Source organism: Aeromonas sp. R7-1 (assembly GCF_040908115.1).
GTDB lineage: Bacteria > Pseudomonadota > Gammaproteobacteria > Enterobacterales > Aeromonadaceae > Aeromonas > Aeromonas caviae.
In genome coordinates, this window is record NZ_JBFODD010000064.1 from 17,220 (window position 1) to 31,950 (window position 14,731).

18 protein-coding genes are annotated in these 14,731 nt (G+C 62.5%); 1 reads left to right on the forward strand and 17 read right to left on the reverse strand.

Annotated elements, in window-relative coordinates; all coding sequences use genetic code 11:
* Nucleotides 1–238: 238 nt before the first annotated feature.
* Nucleotides 239–823, forward strand: coding sequence for a superoxide dismutase [Fe] (gene sodB / locus AB5Y51_RS18800; RefSeq protein WP_010673954.1), 585 nt, complete (start codon nt 239–241; stop codon nt 821–823).
* A 99-nt stretch (nt 824–922) separates the two neighbouring features.
* Here sodB and AB5Y51_RS18805 read toward each other — a convergent pair whose 3' ends face one another.
* The 17 genes from AB5Y51_RS18805 to AB5Y51_RS18885 all read right to left on the reverse strand — a co-directional run bounded on the left by AB5Y51_RS18805 (nt 923) and on the right by AB5Y51_RS18885 (nt 14,703).
* A complete protein-coding gene (locus tag AB5Y51_RS18805; protein WP_029314176.1) occupies nt 923–1,735 on the reverse strand; it encodes a VacJ family lipoprotein in 813 nt (270 codons plus the stop codon).
* Between the two features lie 78 nt (nt 1,736–1,813).
* Nucleotides 1,814–3,076 (reverse strand): c-type cytochrome biogenesis protein CcmI, encoded by a 1,263-nt coding sequence (gene ccmI / locus AB5Y51_RS18810; RefSeq protein WP_324032086.1) that lies wholly within the window; start codon nt 3,074–3,076, stop codon nt 1,814–1,816.
* The gene (locus AB5Y51_RS18815; protein ID WP_151027477.1) at nt 3,073–3,555 is read right to left on the reverse strand and encodes a cytochrome c-type biogenesis protein; all 483 of its coding nucleotides are present in this window, start codon (nt 3,553–3,555) and stop codon (nt 3,073–3,075) included. The genes ccmI and AB5Y51_RS18815 overlap by 4 nt, the downstream gene beginning before the upstream one ends.
* A 10-nt stretch (nt 3,556–3,565) precedes the next feature.
* Nucleotides 3,566–4,096, reverse strand: coding sequence for a DsbE family thiol:disulfide interchange protein (locus tag AB5Y51_RS18820; RefSeq protein ID WP_041215578.1), 531 nt, complete (start codon nt 4,094–4,096; stop codon nt 3,566–3,568).
* Entirely contained in the window at nt 4,093–6,048 is a 1,956-nt protein-coding gene (locus AB5Y51_RS18825) for a heme lyase CcmF/NrfE family subunit (RefSeq protein WP_041212639.1), read from the reverse strand. The genes AB5Y51_RS18820 and AB5Y51_RS18825 overlap by 4 nt, the downstream gene beginning before the upstream one ends.
* Before the next feature lie 79 nt (nt 6,049–6,127).
* The gene (ccmE, locus tag AB5Y51_RS18830) at nt 6,128–6,619 is read right to left on the reverse strand and encodes a cytochrome c maturation protein CcmE (protein ID WP_010673948.1); all 492 of its coding nucleotides are present in this window, start codon (nt 6,617–6,619) and stop codon (nt 6,128–6,130) included.
* Nucleotides 6,616–6,822 (reverse strand): heme exporter protein CcmD, encoded by a 207-nt coding sequence (gene ccmD / locus AB5Y51_RS18835; protein ID WP_039039901.1) that lies wholly within the window; start codon nt 6,820–6,822, stop codon nt 6,616–6,618. Before ccmD ends, ccmE begins: the two co-directional genes overlap by 4 nt.
* 2 nt (nt 6,823–6,824) lie before the next feature.
* Entirely contained in the window at nt 6,825–7,565 is a 741-nt protein-coding gene (locus tag AB5Y51_RS18840; protein WP_010673946.1) for a heme ABC transporter permease, read from the reverse strand.
* Between the two features lie 166 nt (nt 7,566–7,731).
* On the reverse strand, nt 7,732–8,400 hold the full coding sequence (gene ccmB / locus AB5Y51_RS18845; protein WP_010673945.1) for a heme exporter protein CcmB: 669 nt from the start codon (nt 8,398–8,400) through the stop codon (nt 7,732–7,734).
* 3 nt (nt 8,401–8,403) lie between these two features.
* Nucleotides 8,404–9,039 carry a cytochrome c biogenesis heme-transporting ATPase CcmA gene (ccmA, locus tag AB5Y51_RS18850; protein ID WP_039039903.1) on the reverse strand — a complete coding sequence of 212 codons (636 nt, stop codon included), beginning with the start codon at nt 9,037–9,039 and terminating at the stop codon, nt 8,404–8,406.
* A gap of 219 nt (nt 9,040–9,258) precedes the next feature.
* On the reverse strand, nt 9,259–9,645 hold the full coding sequence (locus AB5Y51_RS18855; RefSeq protein ID WP_010673943.1) for a DUF2802 domain-containing protein: 387 nt from the start codon (nt 9,643–9,645) through the stop codon (nt 9,259–9,261).
* A 71-nt stretch (nt 9,646–9,716) separates the two neighbouring features.
* The gene (locus AB5Y51_RS18860; RefSeq protein WP_010673942.1) at nt 9,717–10,205 is read right to left on the reverse strand and encodes a chemotaxis protein CheW; all 489 of its coding nucleotides are present in this window, start codon (nt 10,203–10,205) and stop codon (nt 9,717–9,719) included.
* A 69-nt stretch (nt 10,206–10,274) separates the two neighbouring features.
* Nucleotides 10,275–11,141, reverse strand: coding sequence for a chemotaxis protein CheW (locus tag AB5Y51_RS18865; RefSeq protein ID WP_134996663.1), 867 nt, complete (start codon nt 11,139–11,141; stop codon nt 10,275–10,277).
* Nucleotides 11,138–11,932 carry a ParA family protein gene (locus AB5Y51_RS18870; protein WP_010673940.1) on the reverse strand — a complete coding sequence of 265 codons (795 nt, stop codon included), beginning with the start codon at nt 11,930–11,932 and terminating at the stop codon, nt 11,138–11,140. The genes AB5Y51_RS18865 and AB5Y51_RS18870 overlap by 4 nt, the downstream gene beginning before the upstream one ends.
* A gap of 4 nt (nt 11,933–11,936) precedes the next feature.
* Nucleotides 11,937–12,845 (reverse strand): OmpA family protein, encoded by a 909-nt coding sequence (locus AB5Y51_RS18875; RefSeq protein ID WP_134996662.1) that lies wholly within the window; start codon nt 12,843–12,845, stop codon nt 11,937–11,939.
* Nucleotides 12,846–12,847: 2 nt separating this feature from the next.
* Nucleotides 12,848–13,585: a flagellar motor protein gene (locus AB5Y51_RS18880; protein WP_041212636.1), complete on the reverse strand. Its 738-nt coding sequence runs from the start codon at nt 13,583–13,585 to the stop codon at nt 12,848–12,850.
* Nucleotides 13,586–13,587: 2 nt separating this feature from the next.
* Complete coding sequence (locus AB5Y51_RS18885) at nt 13,588–14,703, reverse strand: chemotaxis response regulator protein-glutamate methylesterase (protein WP_368178971.1); 1,116 nt, start codon at nt 14,701–14,703, stop codon at nt 13,588–13,590.
* Nucleotides 14,704–14,731: the final 28 nt, after the last annotated feature.

Sequence of the window (14,731 nt, forward strand, 5' to 3'; positions counted from 1 at the left end):
AGACCACAAACTGGCAAACCGTTGCGAATGAAAGAAGTCATGCATCAATACGCCGCAGCTTGATCCGGATCATGGCAAGAATCAAGGGTTGTTCGCCCATCTTTGATACTGCTACAATCGACGGGCTTTGGGCCGTCTGGCCCCCTCATTTCAAGAACAATTCTTTTCAAGATAGAAAAGAGTACGCAATGTCTTGCAACCGTCGCCTTCGCACGGACCAGCCAATGGAGAGTAGAAAATGGCTTTCGAACTTCCCGCTCTGCCCTATGCAATCAATGCTCTGGAACCGCACATCTCCCAGGAAACCCTGGAATACCACCATGGCAAGCACCACAACACCTACGTGGTCAACCTGAACAACCTGGTGCCGGGTACCGAGTTTGAAGGCAAGTCTCTGGAAGAGATCATCAAGACCTCCACTGGTGGCGTCTTCAACAACGCTGCCCAGATCTGGAACCACACCTTCTACTGGCACTGCCTCTCCCCGAACGGCGGTGGCGAGCCCACTGGCGCCCTGGCCGATGCCATCACCAAGGCCTTCGGCTCCTTCGCCGAGTTCAAGGATGCGTTCACCAAGTCTGCCATCGGCAACTTCGGCTCCAGCTGGACCTGGCTGGTGAAAAAGGCTGACGGCTCCCTGGCCATCGTCAACACCTCCAACGCCGGTTGCCCGCTGACCGAAGCCGGTACCACCCCGCTGCTGACCGTCGACCTGTGGGAACACGCCTACTACATCGATTTCCGCAACCTGCGTCCGAAGTACATGGAAACCTTCTGGGCCCTGGTAAACTGGGAATTCGTGGCCAAGAACCTGGCTGCCTGATAAGCCTTTCTTGCCAAAACGCCCCGCACTTGCGGGGCGTTTTTTATCTGCCATCGACAACAAAGGCGCCCGCAGGCGCCTTGTGGAAAATGACCGTGCTTACTGGTCTATCTCGTCCATGTAATCGTCGAGGTTGCCATCATCCGCCGCCTCTGGCTTCTGCTCCTGGAGCTCGGGTTTACGGCCCGTCACCTTGCCATCGTTGTACTGCAAGTAGAAGTCCTTGGTCAGGGCGTAAGGATCCAGCGCGTTGTCGATGATGCGCTCCTGATCGATCAGCTTGGAGCGGGTACCGAGGCCATCCAGCGCCCAGTGCACCACCTTCAGCGGGAAGGTCAGCAGGGCATAGGGGAAGTAGATGGTATCGATGGTATCCCCTACCAGTTGCCGGGTGGTGGTGGGACCGTAGACCGGCACCATCAGATAGGCGCCATCCCCGATGTCGGCCTTGCCGAGCACAGTGTCCATCTCCAGTGTGTTGCGAGCCAGGCCCGCATGCTTGGCCACGTCGAACAGACCGAGCAGGCCCACAGTGGTGTTGAGGGTGAAGCGGCCCAGGTTGGTACCGGCCCCTTTCAGATCACCCACCAGCAGGTGGTTTACCATGCTGCTCGGCTCGTCGAAGTTGTCCACGAAATTCTCGATGCTGTCCCTCACTCCTTGCGGGACATAGCGGGCATAGCCGTGTACCACGGGGCGCGCCACATAGGGCTCCAGCACGTCATAGTTGACGGCCCACATGGCACGGTTGGGCCCCTGGAAGGGGTCGCGAGGATCGCTGGCCGTGCTGGATGCCCCGGGGCGGCTCGGGGTCTCGCCGAGATCCAGGCTCTCCGGGCCCGGCTTGGGAGGGCCGCCCGCACAGCCCGCGAGCAGCAATGCCACCGCCAATGCTCCTGAACGCAGATACATATGAAAGTCCTAAGATTTTTTTGGGTATTGATATGAATTATACAGGGGGCCCACCCCATGGGGTGGGCCAAAAGCGTATTAGAGGGCGTGATCGATGCGGATGTCAATCGGCGCTGTGGGGATGGTGCTGGTCGGCACGGTGACCGAAACCCCTTCAAAGGCGCCTTCCTTGTTCATGACGTTGCCGCCCCGGGAGAGGCGCGCCTTAAACTGCAGCTCGGCATGGGCCGCCAGCTTGCTCCCCTCCATCATGGCATCCCCGTCCCCCAGGGAGAGGGTGAGCGGGAGATGCGGGCCAGCAATGCGCTTGACCGCGATGGGCATGGGCGGACCGTTGGGGATCACCGCAAAGACGAACAGATGGGCATCTTCCGGCATCTTGATGCCCGGCGCCAGGGTGATGTGCAGGGGGAACTCCCCCTCTTTCACCGCCAGCACCCCGGCTTGTGCCTGGCCTTCGGCAGACGGGGTGGTCACGGCGATGCCACGCTGGCCAAGCTGCTGCCTGGCGTACTCCATGGAGCGCTCCACCATGGTGTAGCGGGCCGAGCCCGGCTCCAGCAGCGGCAACATCCCCTGCCAGCGGTCGAGGGCGGTCTGGAAATCCTCTTTTTGCAGGGCCATGAAGGCGTGGACGGAGCGAGCCTCGATGTTGGCCGGGTCCTCGGCAATGACCGCCTGCAACAGCTGATCCGCACGGGCTTCCTCCCCCGTCATCATCAGGGCCTGGGCATAGGGCACCGCCACCATGGCCTTCTGGGGCGCGAGGGCGTAGGCACGCTCCAGCGCCTCGCGGGCCATCTCGGGATCATTGCCATCCAGGGTCAGGCGCCCCAGCAGCAGCCAGCCACGGTAGTCGTTCGGTTCTTCTTTCAGCCGGGTTCGCAGGGCCAGGGTGAAGTCCAGCAGATCCTGCTCGGTCACCCGGGTGTCGCGCTCCACCAGGATGCGATTGCTGAGCTCCCCCAACCGGCTGCTGGCATCCTGCCAGCGGCTCACCTCCTGCCAGGCGCCGAGCTTGGCGTAGAGGCCGATGCTCACCACCGCCAGCACCAGCACACCGGGGATCCAGATCAGGCTCTTGCCGCCACGGGCGGTCTGCTCCACGTCGGGAATGTCGTCCAGGAGGCTGCGCTGCAGCTCCACCAGGGATTCCGGCTCCTCCGCCAGTATCCCCTGCTCCCGCTCTTCCCCTATCTCCAGCAGGCGCTGGCGATAGAGCTGCTTGTTGAGGGCCGAGCGACTGATGCTCTGCCTGCCCTCGCCGCGCCACAGCGGCACGATCAGCGCCAGGCTCGCCAGCACCAGCAGGGCCGCACCCAGTATCCAGAATGGGGTCATGGTTTCTCTTCCTCTTTGAGCAGGGCGGACAGCCTGGCCTGCTCTTCTGCACTCAGGGTGCCTTCAGGCTGTTGCAAGGGAGCAGGGGCATGGCGGCGGCTTCGCACCACCACGGTGACGACGCCAATCACGATGACCAGCAAGGGGCCAAGCCAGAGGATCAGGGTGGATGCCATCAGGGGGGGATCATAGAGAATGAAGTTGCCGTAGCGGGCCACCATGTAGTCCACCACTTCCTGCTTCTCCTTGCCCTCGCGCACCATCTGGTAGGTCTTGTCCCGCAGATCCTTGGCAAGCCCGGCGTTGGAATCCGCGATGTCCTGGTTCTGGCACTTGGGGCAGCGCAGCTCGCGGGTCAGCTCGCGAAAGGTCTGCTCCTGGGCGTCGCTCTCGAAGGTGTAGACATCGATGGCGGCGCGGGCCTGTCCGGCACAGACGAGACCGGCCAGCAGCAACAGGGATGCAATCAGTGTTTTCATCGGGGAGGCCTCACTTCATGGCATCGAAGATGGGTTTGAGGGTACTGGCCCAGACGTCTGGGTTGATGTCCCCCACGTGGCGATAGCGGATGATGCCCTGGCTGTCGATGAAGAAGGTCTCGGGCGCGCCATAGACACCGAGATCCAGCCCCAGCATGCCGTCCGGATCGTAGAGGTTGACCTGGTAGGGATTGCCAAGCTCCGCCAGCCACTTGATGGCCTTGTCACGCTCGTCCTTGTAGTTCATGCCGACGATGTAGATCCCCTGCCCCGCCAGCTCCTTGAGGTAGGTATGTTCCCCGTAACAGGTCGGGCACCAGGTGGCCCAGACGTTGAGCAGCATGGGGCGCCCCTTGAGGATGCTCCTGTCGTGCTGCTTGCCCAGGTCATAGATGTCCTGCAGGGTGAACACGGGCACCTCCTTGTCCACCATCACGGATTCGAGCTTGGTGGGATCGGAGTAGAGCCCCTTGAACAGAAACACGGCCCCCATCAGGAAGATGATGAAGGGCAGCAGATAGAGCCAGGTCTTCTTGCTCATGCCTTGGCCTCCTCGTCACGACGTCCGAAGCGGTAGCGCTTGTCCAGCATGGCCAGCACGCCGCCGAGGGCCATGAAGACGCCGCCGAACCAGATCCAGCGCACGAAGGGTTTGTAGTAGATCCGTACCGCCCAGGCGCCGTTGTCGAGCTGCTCGCCGAGCGCCGCATAGAGATCCCGGGTAACCCCCGCATCGATAGCCGCCTCGGTCATCGGCATGCGGCTCACGGTGTACATCCGCTTCTCGGGTTTGAGCAGGGCAACCTGCTTGCCATCCCGGTGCACTTCCAGCACACCCTTGAAACCGTCGTAGTTGGGGCCGTTCTTCTCCTTGATGCCGGTGAAGACGAACTCGTAATCGGCGAACTGGACGCGATCGCCGGCCTGCATCCGCAGGTCCTTCTCGATGCTGTAGTTCTGGGTGCAGGCGATGCCGATGATGCTGACCGCGAGCCCCACGTGCCCCAGGATCATGGCCCAGTGGCTGTTGCCAAGCTTGCGCACGCCGGTGGCAAAACCGTGTTTGTGGGTGGCCCGCGCCCAGGTCTCCTGCACGCTGGTGACGATGATCCAGACGCCAAGCCCGATACCGAGCGCAGCCCAGGGTTTGAACGCCTCGGCAAAGAGTTTGGGCAACAGCAGAGCCGCGGCCAGGCTCAGCACCAGGGCGAGCATCACCTTGCCCTTGAGCTCACCGAGATCCTGGCGGCGCCAGCGGAACAGGGGGCCCACCCCCAGCAGCAGGGCGAAGGGGATGATGAGCCAGCTGTAGATGTGGTTGAAGAAGGGGGTGCCGATGGAGATGCTGCCAAGCCCCAGCTCCTTGTGCACCAGGGGCAACAGGGTACCGAGCAGCACGGTGAGCAGGCCCGCCACCAGCAGGATGTTGTTGCCAAGGAGCAGGGTCTCGCGGCTCCACAGCTCATGCTTGCCGTGGCTCTTCACCTGGGAGCCCTTGAAGGCGAACAGCAATAGGGAGCTGCCTATCACCGCCAGCAGGAAGCCCAGGATGAACAGACCCCGAGTCGGGTCCGAGGCAAACGCATGGACCGACACCAGCACGCCGGAACGCACCAGGAAGGTGCCGAGCAGGCTCAGGGAGAAGGCCGAGAGCGCCAGCAGCACGGTCCAGGCCTTGAAGGTGGCGCGCTTCTCGCTCACCGCGAGGGAGTGGAGCAGGGCCGTGCCCGCCAGCCAGGGCATGAAGGAGGCGTTTTCCACCGGGTCCCAGAACCACCAGCCACCCCAGCCAAGTTCGTAATAGGCCCACCAGGAGCCGAGCACGATGCCCAGCGTCAGGAAGACCCAGGCCGCCATGGTCCAGGGACGGGACCAGCGCGCCCAGGTGGCGTCCAGACGCCCCGTCATCAGGGAGGCGATGGCGAAGGCGAAGGCCACCGAGAAGCCCACGTAGCCCATGTAGAGCATGGGGGGGTGGAAGATGAGACCGGGATCCTGCAGCAGCGGATTGAGATCCCGCCCGTCCACCGGGAAATACGGCAGAGTGCGGGTGAAAGGATCCGAGGTGAACAGCACGAAGGCGGTGAAGCCCACCGAGATAAGGCCGAGCACCCCGAGTACCCGCGCCACTGCATCGAGCGGCAGGCGGCGGCTGAAGAGGGCCACCGCCGCCGTCCAGCCTCCCAGGGTCAGTACCCAGAGCAGCAGTGAGCCTTCATGGGCTCCCCACACCGCCGAGATGCGGTATTGCAGGGGCAGCAGGCTGTTGGAGTTGGTGGCCACGTACTGCACGGTGAAGTCGTTGTCGATAAAGGCCCAGGTGAGGCACAGAAACGACAGCAGCAGCAGCAGGAACTGGCTGTAGGCGAGCGGGCGGGCCGCCGACATCATGCCAAGACGACCGAGATGGGCCCCGATCAGCGGGTAACTGCCCAGCAGCAGGGCGGTGGCGAAGGCCAGGATCAGTGAGAACTGCCCTAATTCCGGGATCATTGACTATTCCCTCTCGATTGCACGGAGAAACCTGCCGATTTGGCGGCATAAAGAAGTGAATTCTTGGCGCATACCGGCATCATTGCTTGGCTCCCTGCAACTGCGCCTCTGTGTATTCGGGCTTGAAGTGCATGCCGTTGGTGGCGTCGGCCACTTCCGGCGGCATGTAGTTCTCGTCGTGCTTGGCCAGCACCTCGAAGGCGGCGACCGTGGTGGCATCCTTGAGGGTGCCCTGAGCGACAATGCCCTGCCCCTCGCGGAACAGGTCCGGCAGAATGCCGTCAAACTCCACCGTCACCAGATGGCCGCCGTTGTCCACCAGCTTGAAGGCTACCTTGAGGCTCTGGGGATCCCGCACCACAGACCCCGGCACTACCAGGCCACCGATGCGCAGGCGCTGCCCCTCCTCGGGCTTGATCTTCTCCGGCCCCTTCCCTTCCACCAGCTCGCTCGGGGTGTAGAAGAGGTCGATGTTCTGGCTCAGGGCATAAAGCACCAGGCCAGTCACGCTGGCAAGGCCCAGGCTGATGGCCAGGATGATGGTGAGGCGTTTCTTGCGGCGCGGGTTCATAGGGTGTTCTCCATCTGCTGGGCCGCCTTGCGGCGTGCCTCCCGAGCCTGCTTGTTGCGCAGTTCGCCAAGCAGGCTGCGGGTCTTCAACCGGGTGGAAATGACGATGCCGACCAGGCAGAGCAGGGTCAGACCGAAGGAGAGCCAGACGTAGAAGGCATAGCCTCCCATGGCCATGAAATCACTGAACGAGGCAAAGTGCATGCTTACTTCTCCTGCCTGGCGATGTCGGCGACCCAAGGGCGGTGCCACTCCCGCATCAGCAGCTCATTGCGAAAACGCATCAGGGTCAGGGCACCGAGAAACGCGGCGAACGCCAGGATCATGATGAGCAGCGGCCACAGCATCTCGGGGGAGATGGAGGGTTTGTCAAACTTGGTGATGGTGGCCCCCTGGTGCAGGGTGTTCCACCACTCCACCGAGTAGTGGATGATGGGCAGGTTGATCACCCCGACCAGCGCCAGGATGCCGGCGGCGCGGCCCGCCACCACCTTGTCGCTGAAGGCGTTGTAGAGGGCGATGACACCCAGATAGAGGAACAGCAGGATGAGCTCGGAGGTGAGCCGGGCATCCCACACCCACCAGGTGCCCCACATGGGTTTGCCCCAGGCGGCGCCGGTAAAGAGGGCGATGAAGGTGAAGACGGCCCCCACCGGGGCGATGGCCGCCACCGTCATGTCTGCCATGCGCAGTTGCCACACCAGGCCAATGAAGGCGGCCACCGCCATGGTGGAGTAGGCGCCCATGGAGAGGATGGCGGAGGGCACATGGATATAGATGATCCTGAAAGAGTCGCCCTGCTGGTAATCGGCGGGTGCGAAAGCCAGCCCCCAGACGGTGCCGATGATGAAGGCAAGCAGGCTTGTCACGGCAAACCAGGGCAGCAGGGTGCCGGCCAGCCCATAGGCGCGCTCGGGTTTGGCATAAGGGTGCAACCATTTCCACATAGCTCACGAAACCTTTCAGTTATTAATTTTTAAGTGGCGAGGGCTACCATACCCATGGGGGAAAAACATCATATCCCCCGAAAGCAATAAGCAGCCATCCCCTTGATCTATCTCAACTATCTCGCCCCTAACAAGGCTTCAAACGAAAACCTTTTCACCAAATCAATCAGTTGACACTCACCCGCAACGCCGCCGAGATGGCCAGGGGCGTCAGGGTCAATGCCCCCACCAGCATGGCCCCCAGGATGGCGAGCTGACCGGCATAGGGCAGTCCCATGCTGGCCGCGTCGATGGCGGACGTGGCGAAGATAAGCACCGGAATATAGAGCGGCAGCAGCAACAGGCTGAGCAGCACGCCCCCCTTGCGCAGCCCTGCGGTCAGCGCTACTCCGACCGCCCCGAGCAGGCTCAGCACCGGCGTACCGAGCGCCAGGGTGGCCACCACGGCCAGATAGGTCTTCAGCTCCAGGGAGAGCAGGATGGCGAGCAAGGGGGAGACCAGCAACAGCGGCAGACCGGTCAGCAACCAGTGAGCGATCACTTTGGCCAGGGCCAGCAACCCCAGGGGATGGGGCATCAGCATCATCTGCTCCAGGGCGCCGTCACTGAAGTCGTCACGAAACAGCCGCTCCAGGGAGAGCATGGCCGCCAGCAGGGCCGCCACCCAGATGATGCCGGGAGCGATGCGGGCCAGCAACTGGGGCTCGGGCCCGATCCCCAATGGAAACAGGGTGATGACGATGAGGAAGAACCAGAGCGGGTTGAAGATGTCGGCGCGCTGGCGCAGGGCCATCAGCAACTCGCGGTGAATAAGGTGTATGACGGCGCGCAGCATGGGCTACTCCTGCAACAGCGAGGTCAGGGAGAGGGTCTTGAGCCGCCCCTGCATCAGGGTCAGATCCTGGTGGGTCGTAAGGACCACCATGCCCCCCCTGTCCGCGTGGGCGAGGAACAACTGCTCCAGCACCCTGACCCCCTGCTTGTCGATGGCGGTGAAGGGCTCGTCCAGGATCCAGAGCGCCGGTCGCTCGCTCAGCCACAGCCTGGCCAGCGCCACCCGTCGCTGCTGCCCGGCGGAGAGCTGCCCCGCGGGATAGTCTTCGAAACCGGCGAGGCCGACCTGGGCCAGCACCCGCCAGAGATCCACGCCGTCCCCGGCAGGACCATGGAGCTTCTGGTAGAAGGAGAGATTCTCAAGGGGGGTCAGGGTCGCCTTGACGCCGGGCTGATGGCCCAGGTAAAGCAGGCTGGCGTGGTATTCATCCCGGCAATGGCGGATATTCTCCCCATTCCAGCACACCTCGCCAGCAAAGGGCTGGGAGAGGCCGGTGAGCAGGCGCAACAGGCTGGTCTTGCCCACCCCGTTGGGACCCTCAATCTGCATCAAATCCCCGGCACGCACCGCGAAGGAGAGATGTTCAAACAGGGTGCGATCTTCACGCACGCAGCTCAGATTGTTCGCTTGAAGCAGCATGGGGATGTAATCGTTGAAAATGAGGCGGCCTGCATCTTAACACAGGATCCGGAGGCGTCTTTTCAAAGATGCCAATAATCAACAGGATTTGTGGGGAAGATCGCGCCCCCACCAAAGAGATTGATGCCAAAGGATTATCCACCGTCCCGGCATCGAGAAAGAGGTGGCCACGGGCCGAACAGAAAGCGGGGAGGCACCGGCCTCCCCGCGACACATCCGTCAGCTGCGTCCCTTTCGCAGGGAAATAAGCAGCTCCGCTTCCGCCTGGGGCAACTCGCACTCGCTCATCACCTCGTCCAGATCGGCACCAAGCTCCACCATCTTGGCGGCGCGGCTGTAGAGGCGGCGCTCCGGATCCTGCAACGTCAGCTCCTGCTGGCTGTCGTGGATCTTCTGCATGGCCCCTTCTGCGGCTTGCAGACGCTGACCCATGCCGATGGCGCCCGTGTGCAACTCCATCATCTGCTTGCGCAGACTCTCGAGCTGCCCCTGCAGCGCTTCCACCCTGGCCTCGGACTCTCGCTGGCGACGACGGTGCCCCAGGATCCCGTAAAGGGCCAGCACCAGTGCGAGCAAGGACAACCCCAAGGCTGCAAATTCAATCATCAAACCATCACCTTACCGTCACAGGGAGGCGGACAGGTGCCATCGCCCCCGTCCGCACGTTCCCGTCCCTGTTACAGGGAACCAATGTCTTCCCACTCTTCGTCGGAGAGCAGCTTGTTGAGATCCACCAGGATCAGCAGTTGGCCGTCACGGTTGCTGACGCCCTGGATGAACTTGGCGCTCTCCTCGGTGCCCACCGCCGGGGCGGCATCGATCTCGGAGGAGCGCAGATAGACCACCTCGGCCACGCTGTCCACCATGATGCCGATCACCTGCTTCTCCGCCTCGATGATGACGATGCGGGAGTTCTCGCTCACGTCCCCGGCCGGCAGGCCGAAACGGGAGCGGGTATCGATGACTGTCACCACGTTGCCACGCAGGTTGATGATACCCAGCACGTAGTCAGGTGCACCCGGGACCGGAGCGATCTCGGTGTAGCGCAACACTTCCTGAACCTGCATCACGTTGATGCCATAGGTCTCGTTTTCCAACTGGAAGGTCACCCACTGCAGCACTTCGTCTTCGGCCAGATTCTGTGCAATATTGCGCTTCTCTGTCATCTTCTTGATCCTTGTATGAACCCGTCAACGGGTAAAATTAGCAATAAAACCATGGCGATGCCGATGTTGTCAGCGGCCTTCGATGTTCACGCCCCGGCCAAGCAGCAGCAAGAGCTCCCTGACGTGCAGCAGGGCACACATCTTCTCCTTGACCATGCCGGCCAACCAGGGGCGCTTGCCCTCCTGATGGCGCCACTTCACCTGGTCCCGGTGCAGCAGTTCTGTGCCCTTCAACTGGTGACAGGCCAATCCCCAGGGTGATTCTCCCAGCATAATCAGATATTTGTAATCGTCCATCTCCAGATGCTGACCCGGCATGACCCACTGGGCCGTGTCCACCACGTTCATCTTCTGCTCGCGGGAGGTCATGATCCCCTTGTACCAGCCCGGCTGGCCGAAGAGAGAGGTCACCTCCCCCAGTTGATGGATGCCCCCCAACTCGGTCAGAGGCACAGCAAACGTCACCCCGGCCACGTCGAAGAAGAGCGCCTGAAACTCGTTGCCGGTATCCAGGTTCTCCCAGGTCGACGGTGCGGGCGCCGCCTCAAGGGCGGGCGCAGGTTCTGCCACCGCGAGGGCGACGGGCTCGACCTCCTCCGCCACGGCTTCCACCACCGGCTCTGCCAGGGCGACCAGAGGCTCACTGTCAACCACCTCCGCCTCGAGCTGGAATGGCTCGACATGCACCTCTTCGTGGCTCAGGGCATCCATCTCGAACTGGACCTGTCCCACCTGGGCAAGCAGCTCGCTCAGCTGGGCCAGTCGGGTATCGGCTTCAAGATAGGGGGTGGCAGCCACCTCCGGCACGGCGACGGTCTGACGTTGCAACGCAGGGGCCGGTGCTTCGTCTTCGGGATCTTCCCGCAGCAGGGCATCGTCCAGCAGCAGGGAGTGGAAATAGTCGTCCATGGCCCGAACCTGGGTGGTCTCTCTCACGGCATCACCTCCTGGGTCCGTTGACGCTCCAGCGCGTCGAGATGGTTGAGCAGGGTCTCATAGGCATAGGTGCCCCGGCTGCCCGGTGCATAGATGGAGGGAGGAATGTGCACCAGACTGGCATCCCTGAATTTGGTGTCGATGGGAATGACCGCATTCCACACCGCCTCCCCATACTGTTCCTTGATGGACTGCAATGTCATCAGGGAGGCGCGGGTACGCTTGTCAAACATGGTCGGAATGATGGTGTAGCGGAACTTCTCCCGCTTGGAGCGCTGCATGATCTCGAAGGTCTTCATCATCCGCTCCAGCCCCTTGAGGGCCAGGAATTCGGTCTGCACCGGCACCAGGATGCGATCGCAGGCCGCCAGCGCGTTCACCATCATCACCCCCAGCACCGGCGGGCAGTCGATGAGCACGTAGTCGAACTGATCCTGCACCCGCAGCAGAGCGCGCTTGAGCACCAGCCCCATCCCTTCCCGGTTGCCCATCACCCGATCCAGCGTGGCCAGGGTAATCGAGGCGGGCAGCAGGCTGATGTTCTCGAATCGGGTCTTGAGGGTCATCCGGTTGACCAGCTCGGCGCTGGGTTTGGCCGCCTGGAACAACTCGTACAGGGTGCCTTCCAGCCTGTCCGAGTCGAAATCGAGATAGGAGGTCAGGGAGGCGTGTGGGTCGGTGTCGATCAGCAGTACCCGCTGGCCACGCTGGGCCAGAATGCCCGCCAGGGAGACGACCGTGGTGGTTTTACCGACTCCACCTTTCTGATTGGCAACCGTCCAAACAATCACTGTATCAATCCTGCCTTGTTGTTATGCGTATGCCCCCACCGGGCAGCGCGATCACCCTGATCTTTTCACTGTCGACACTCTGCGGTGCGTCCTGCACCGGTGCCACCGTCAGCGGTTTGACGGGGGCTGGCGGCACCCAGGCGAACCTGGATATGGCGACCACCACCTTGCGATTCTGTAATCGTCCCTGCTCGGTGCCATTGTCGACGAAGGGGGAAAACTCTCCGTACGCCTCGTAGGCGAGCCGACCGGGAGCCACCCCTTTGCCCACCAGGGCATTGAGCACTGCCTCGGCGCGGGCCGCTGACAATGTCCAGTTGGAGCGGAAAATTTCGTTGTTTATCGGTTGGTTATCCGTGTAGCCCCGCACCCTGACATAGTTATCGACCGGTTTGAGAATACCTGAAAGCGTATCGAGCACGGGTGCGGCATTGTTCCCCAGAAAAGCGCTGCCACTGTTGAACAGGAGACCTGAACTCAGCTCCACCGTCAGCCAGTTGTCATCCTGCGCAAGCTTCACCACCCCCGCATCGACCAGGGCGCCCATGGACTCCTGGATCTGCATGTCGATCTGCGCAAGAGCCGTGCCATCTTGCGAGACGGGCGTACCCGTGATGGGGGCCCGCGAAGGGGACGCAGATGCCTGGCTCTCCAGCAGGCTGGGGGCGGCCGAGACCGGGTTGTCCAGCAAGGAATTGCCCCGCCCTTCCAGCAGGCCATCGCTGCGCGGCGCCTGGTTGAAGGCCTGGGTCATGCCCTCGATGACGGCGCGGTACTCCTCCTTGTTGACGATGGCAACGGAGTAGAGCACCACAAAAAGGGCAAAGATGAGCGTCATGTAATCGGCATAGGAGACCAGCCAGCGATCGAGATGCTCTCGCCCTTGCAGGTGCAAACGATAGCGCTTGCGCATGGCTACTCCCCTTTCAGATAAGCCCGTAACCGCCTTTCAACCTGCGGGCCGTTCTCCCCGTGGGCGATGGCCAGAAGCCCCTCCAGGGTCATCTCCTGATAGAGGCCGTAATGGTAGTGGAAGGCGCGCAGCCGATTCGCAATCGGCAGATAGAGCAAGTTGGCAAAGCCCACCCCGTAGATGGTGGCGACGAAGGCCACGGCAATGCCCGCCCCCAGGGTGCCTGGCTCCTCCAGATGAAACATGGCCTGGATGAGGCCAATCACGGCCCCGATGATGCCGATGGTGGGACTGTACCCCCCCATGGACTCGAACACCCTGGCCGAGTGCTCGTTGCGCTCCTGCTCGATGTCGATGTCCGCCTCCAGCAAGCTGCGGATATCCTCGATGGAGACGCCATCCACAATCATGGAAAGCCCCTGGCGGGTGAAGGGATCGGGCTCGGCCTCGGCCTGGTTTTCCAGCGCCAGCAAGCCTTGCTGGCGGGCGAACTGGGCCCACGCCTTCAGGCGCTCGGCCTGCTCCGCAAGATCCAGCTGCGGCGGAAACAGCATCCAGGTTGCCTGCCTCAGGGCACTGAGCAGGTACTTGCGGGGAGTCTGCAAGATCACCGCCCCCCAGGTTCCCCCGACGACGATGACAAAGGCCGGGCCATCCAGCAGGGTCAGCAGGCTCCCGCCATGCCACCACTGGGCGATGGCGACGGCCCCCAGCGCCAGCACCAGGCCGAGCATGCCCATGGTCAGCGACCCAACTCGACCAGAATGCGCTGGGCCACTCGATCCAGCGACAGGGATTCGCTTGCTATGCCCGCCTTGGCAACGGCCTGGGGCATGCCATAGACCACGCAGGAGGCTTCATCCTGCGCCCAGATGGTCGCCCCCTGCTCCTTGAGCAGACGGGCACCGTCGCGGCCATCCGCGCCCATGCCGGTCAGGACGATGGCCAGCACCTTGTCGCCATAGGTCTTGGCGGCGGAGGCGAAGGTAATGTCCACGCAGGGTTTGTAGTTGACCTTGTCATTGCCATCGATGATGCGAAGACGGGCACCGGGCCCGCGCCCTTCCAGCAACATCTGCTTGCCACCGGGGGCAAGATAGGCCTGACCCGGCTTGAGCACGTCGCCATCCTGCGCCTCCTTGACCCCTATCTGGCACAGCCCGTTGAGGCGGGCGGCAAAGGCAGCGGTGAAGGTGGCCGGCATGTGCTGGATCAGCAGGATGGGATGAGGGAAATCTCCCGGCAGCTTGGTCAGCACGTTCTGCAGTGCCACCGGCCCGCCGGTGGAGGTACCGATGGCAACCAGCTGGTAACTCTTGCCACTGCGCTTGAACGCGGCGGGAGCCGCCGCTGCCCGCGCAGGCTCGGGCTGGCGTTCGGCCAAGGGACGATTCAGGGTCCCCGTGACGGCGGGCCGGGCGGCAGGCTCGGGGGCGCGGGGCCGGGTCGCCATCAGGAAGCGCTTGCGGGCGATCTCCTTGACCCGCTGCTGCAGCAGGTTGACGGCTTCGTCCTTGTCCCGGGCGATGTCTTCAAACTTCTTGGGCAGAAAATCGAGGGCGCCCGCATCCAGCGCATCCAGGGTTGCCTTGGCTCCCTCGTGGGTCAGGGAGGAGAACATCAGGATGGGGGTCGGACACTTGGCCATGATCTCGCGCACGGCGCTGATGCCGTCGAGCACGGGCATTTCAATGTCCATGGTAATGACGTCTGGCCGCAACTGCTGCGCCTTGTCTACCGCCTCCCGCCCGTTCTGGGCCGTGTCAATCACCGTCATCAGGGGATCCTGATTGATGATTTCGCTGACCCGACGGCGGAAGAAACTCGAATCGTCGACCACTAATACCTTGACTGCCATTGTTATTCTTTTAACTCCTTGAGCCTGG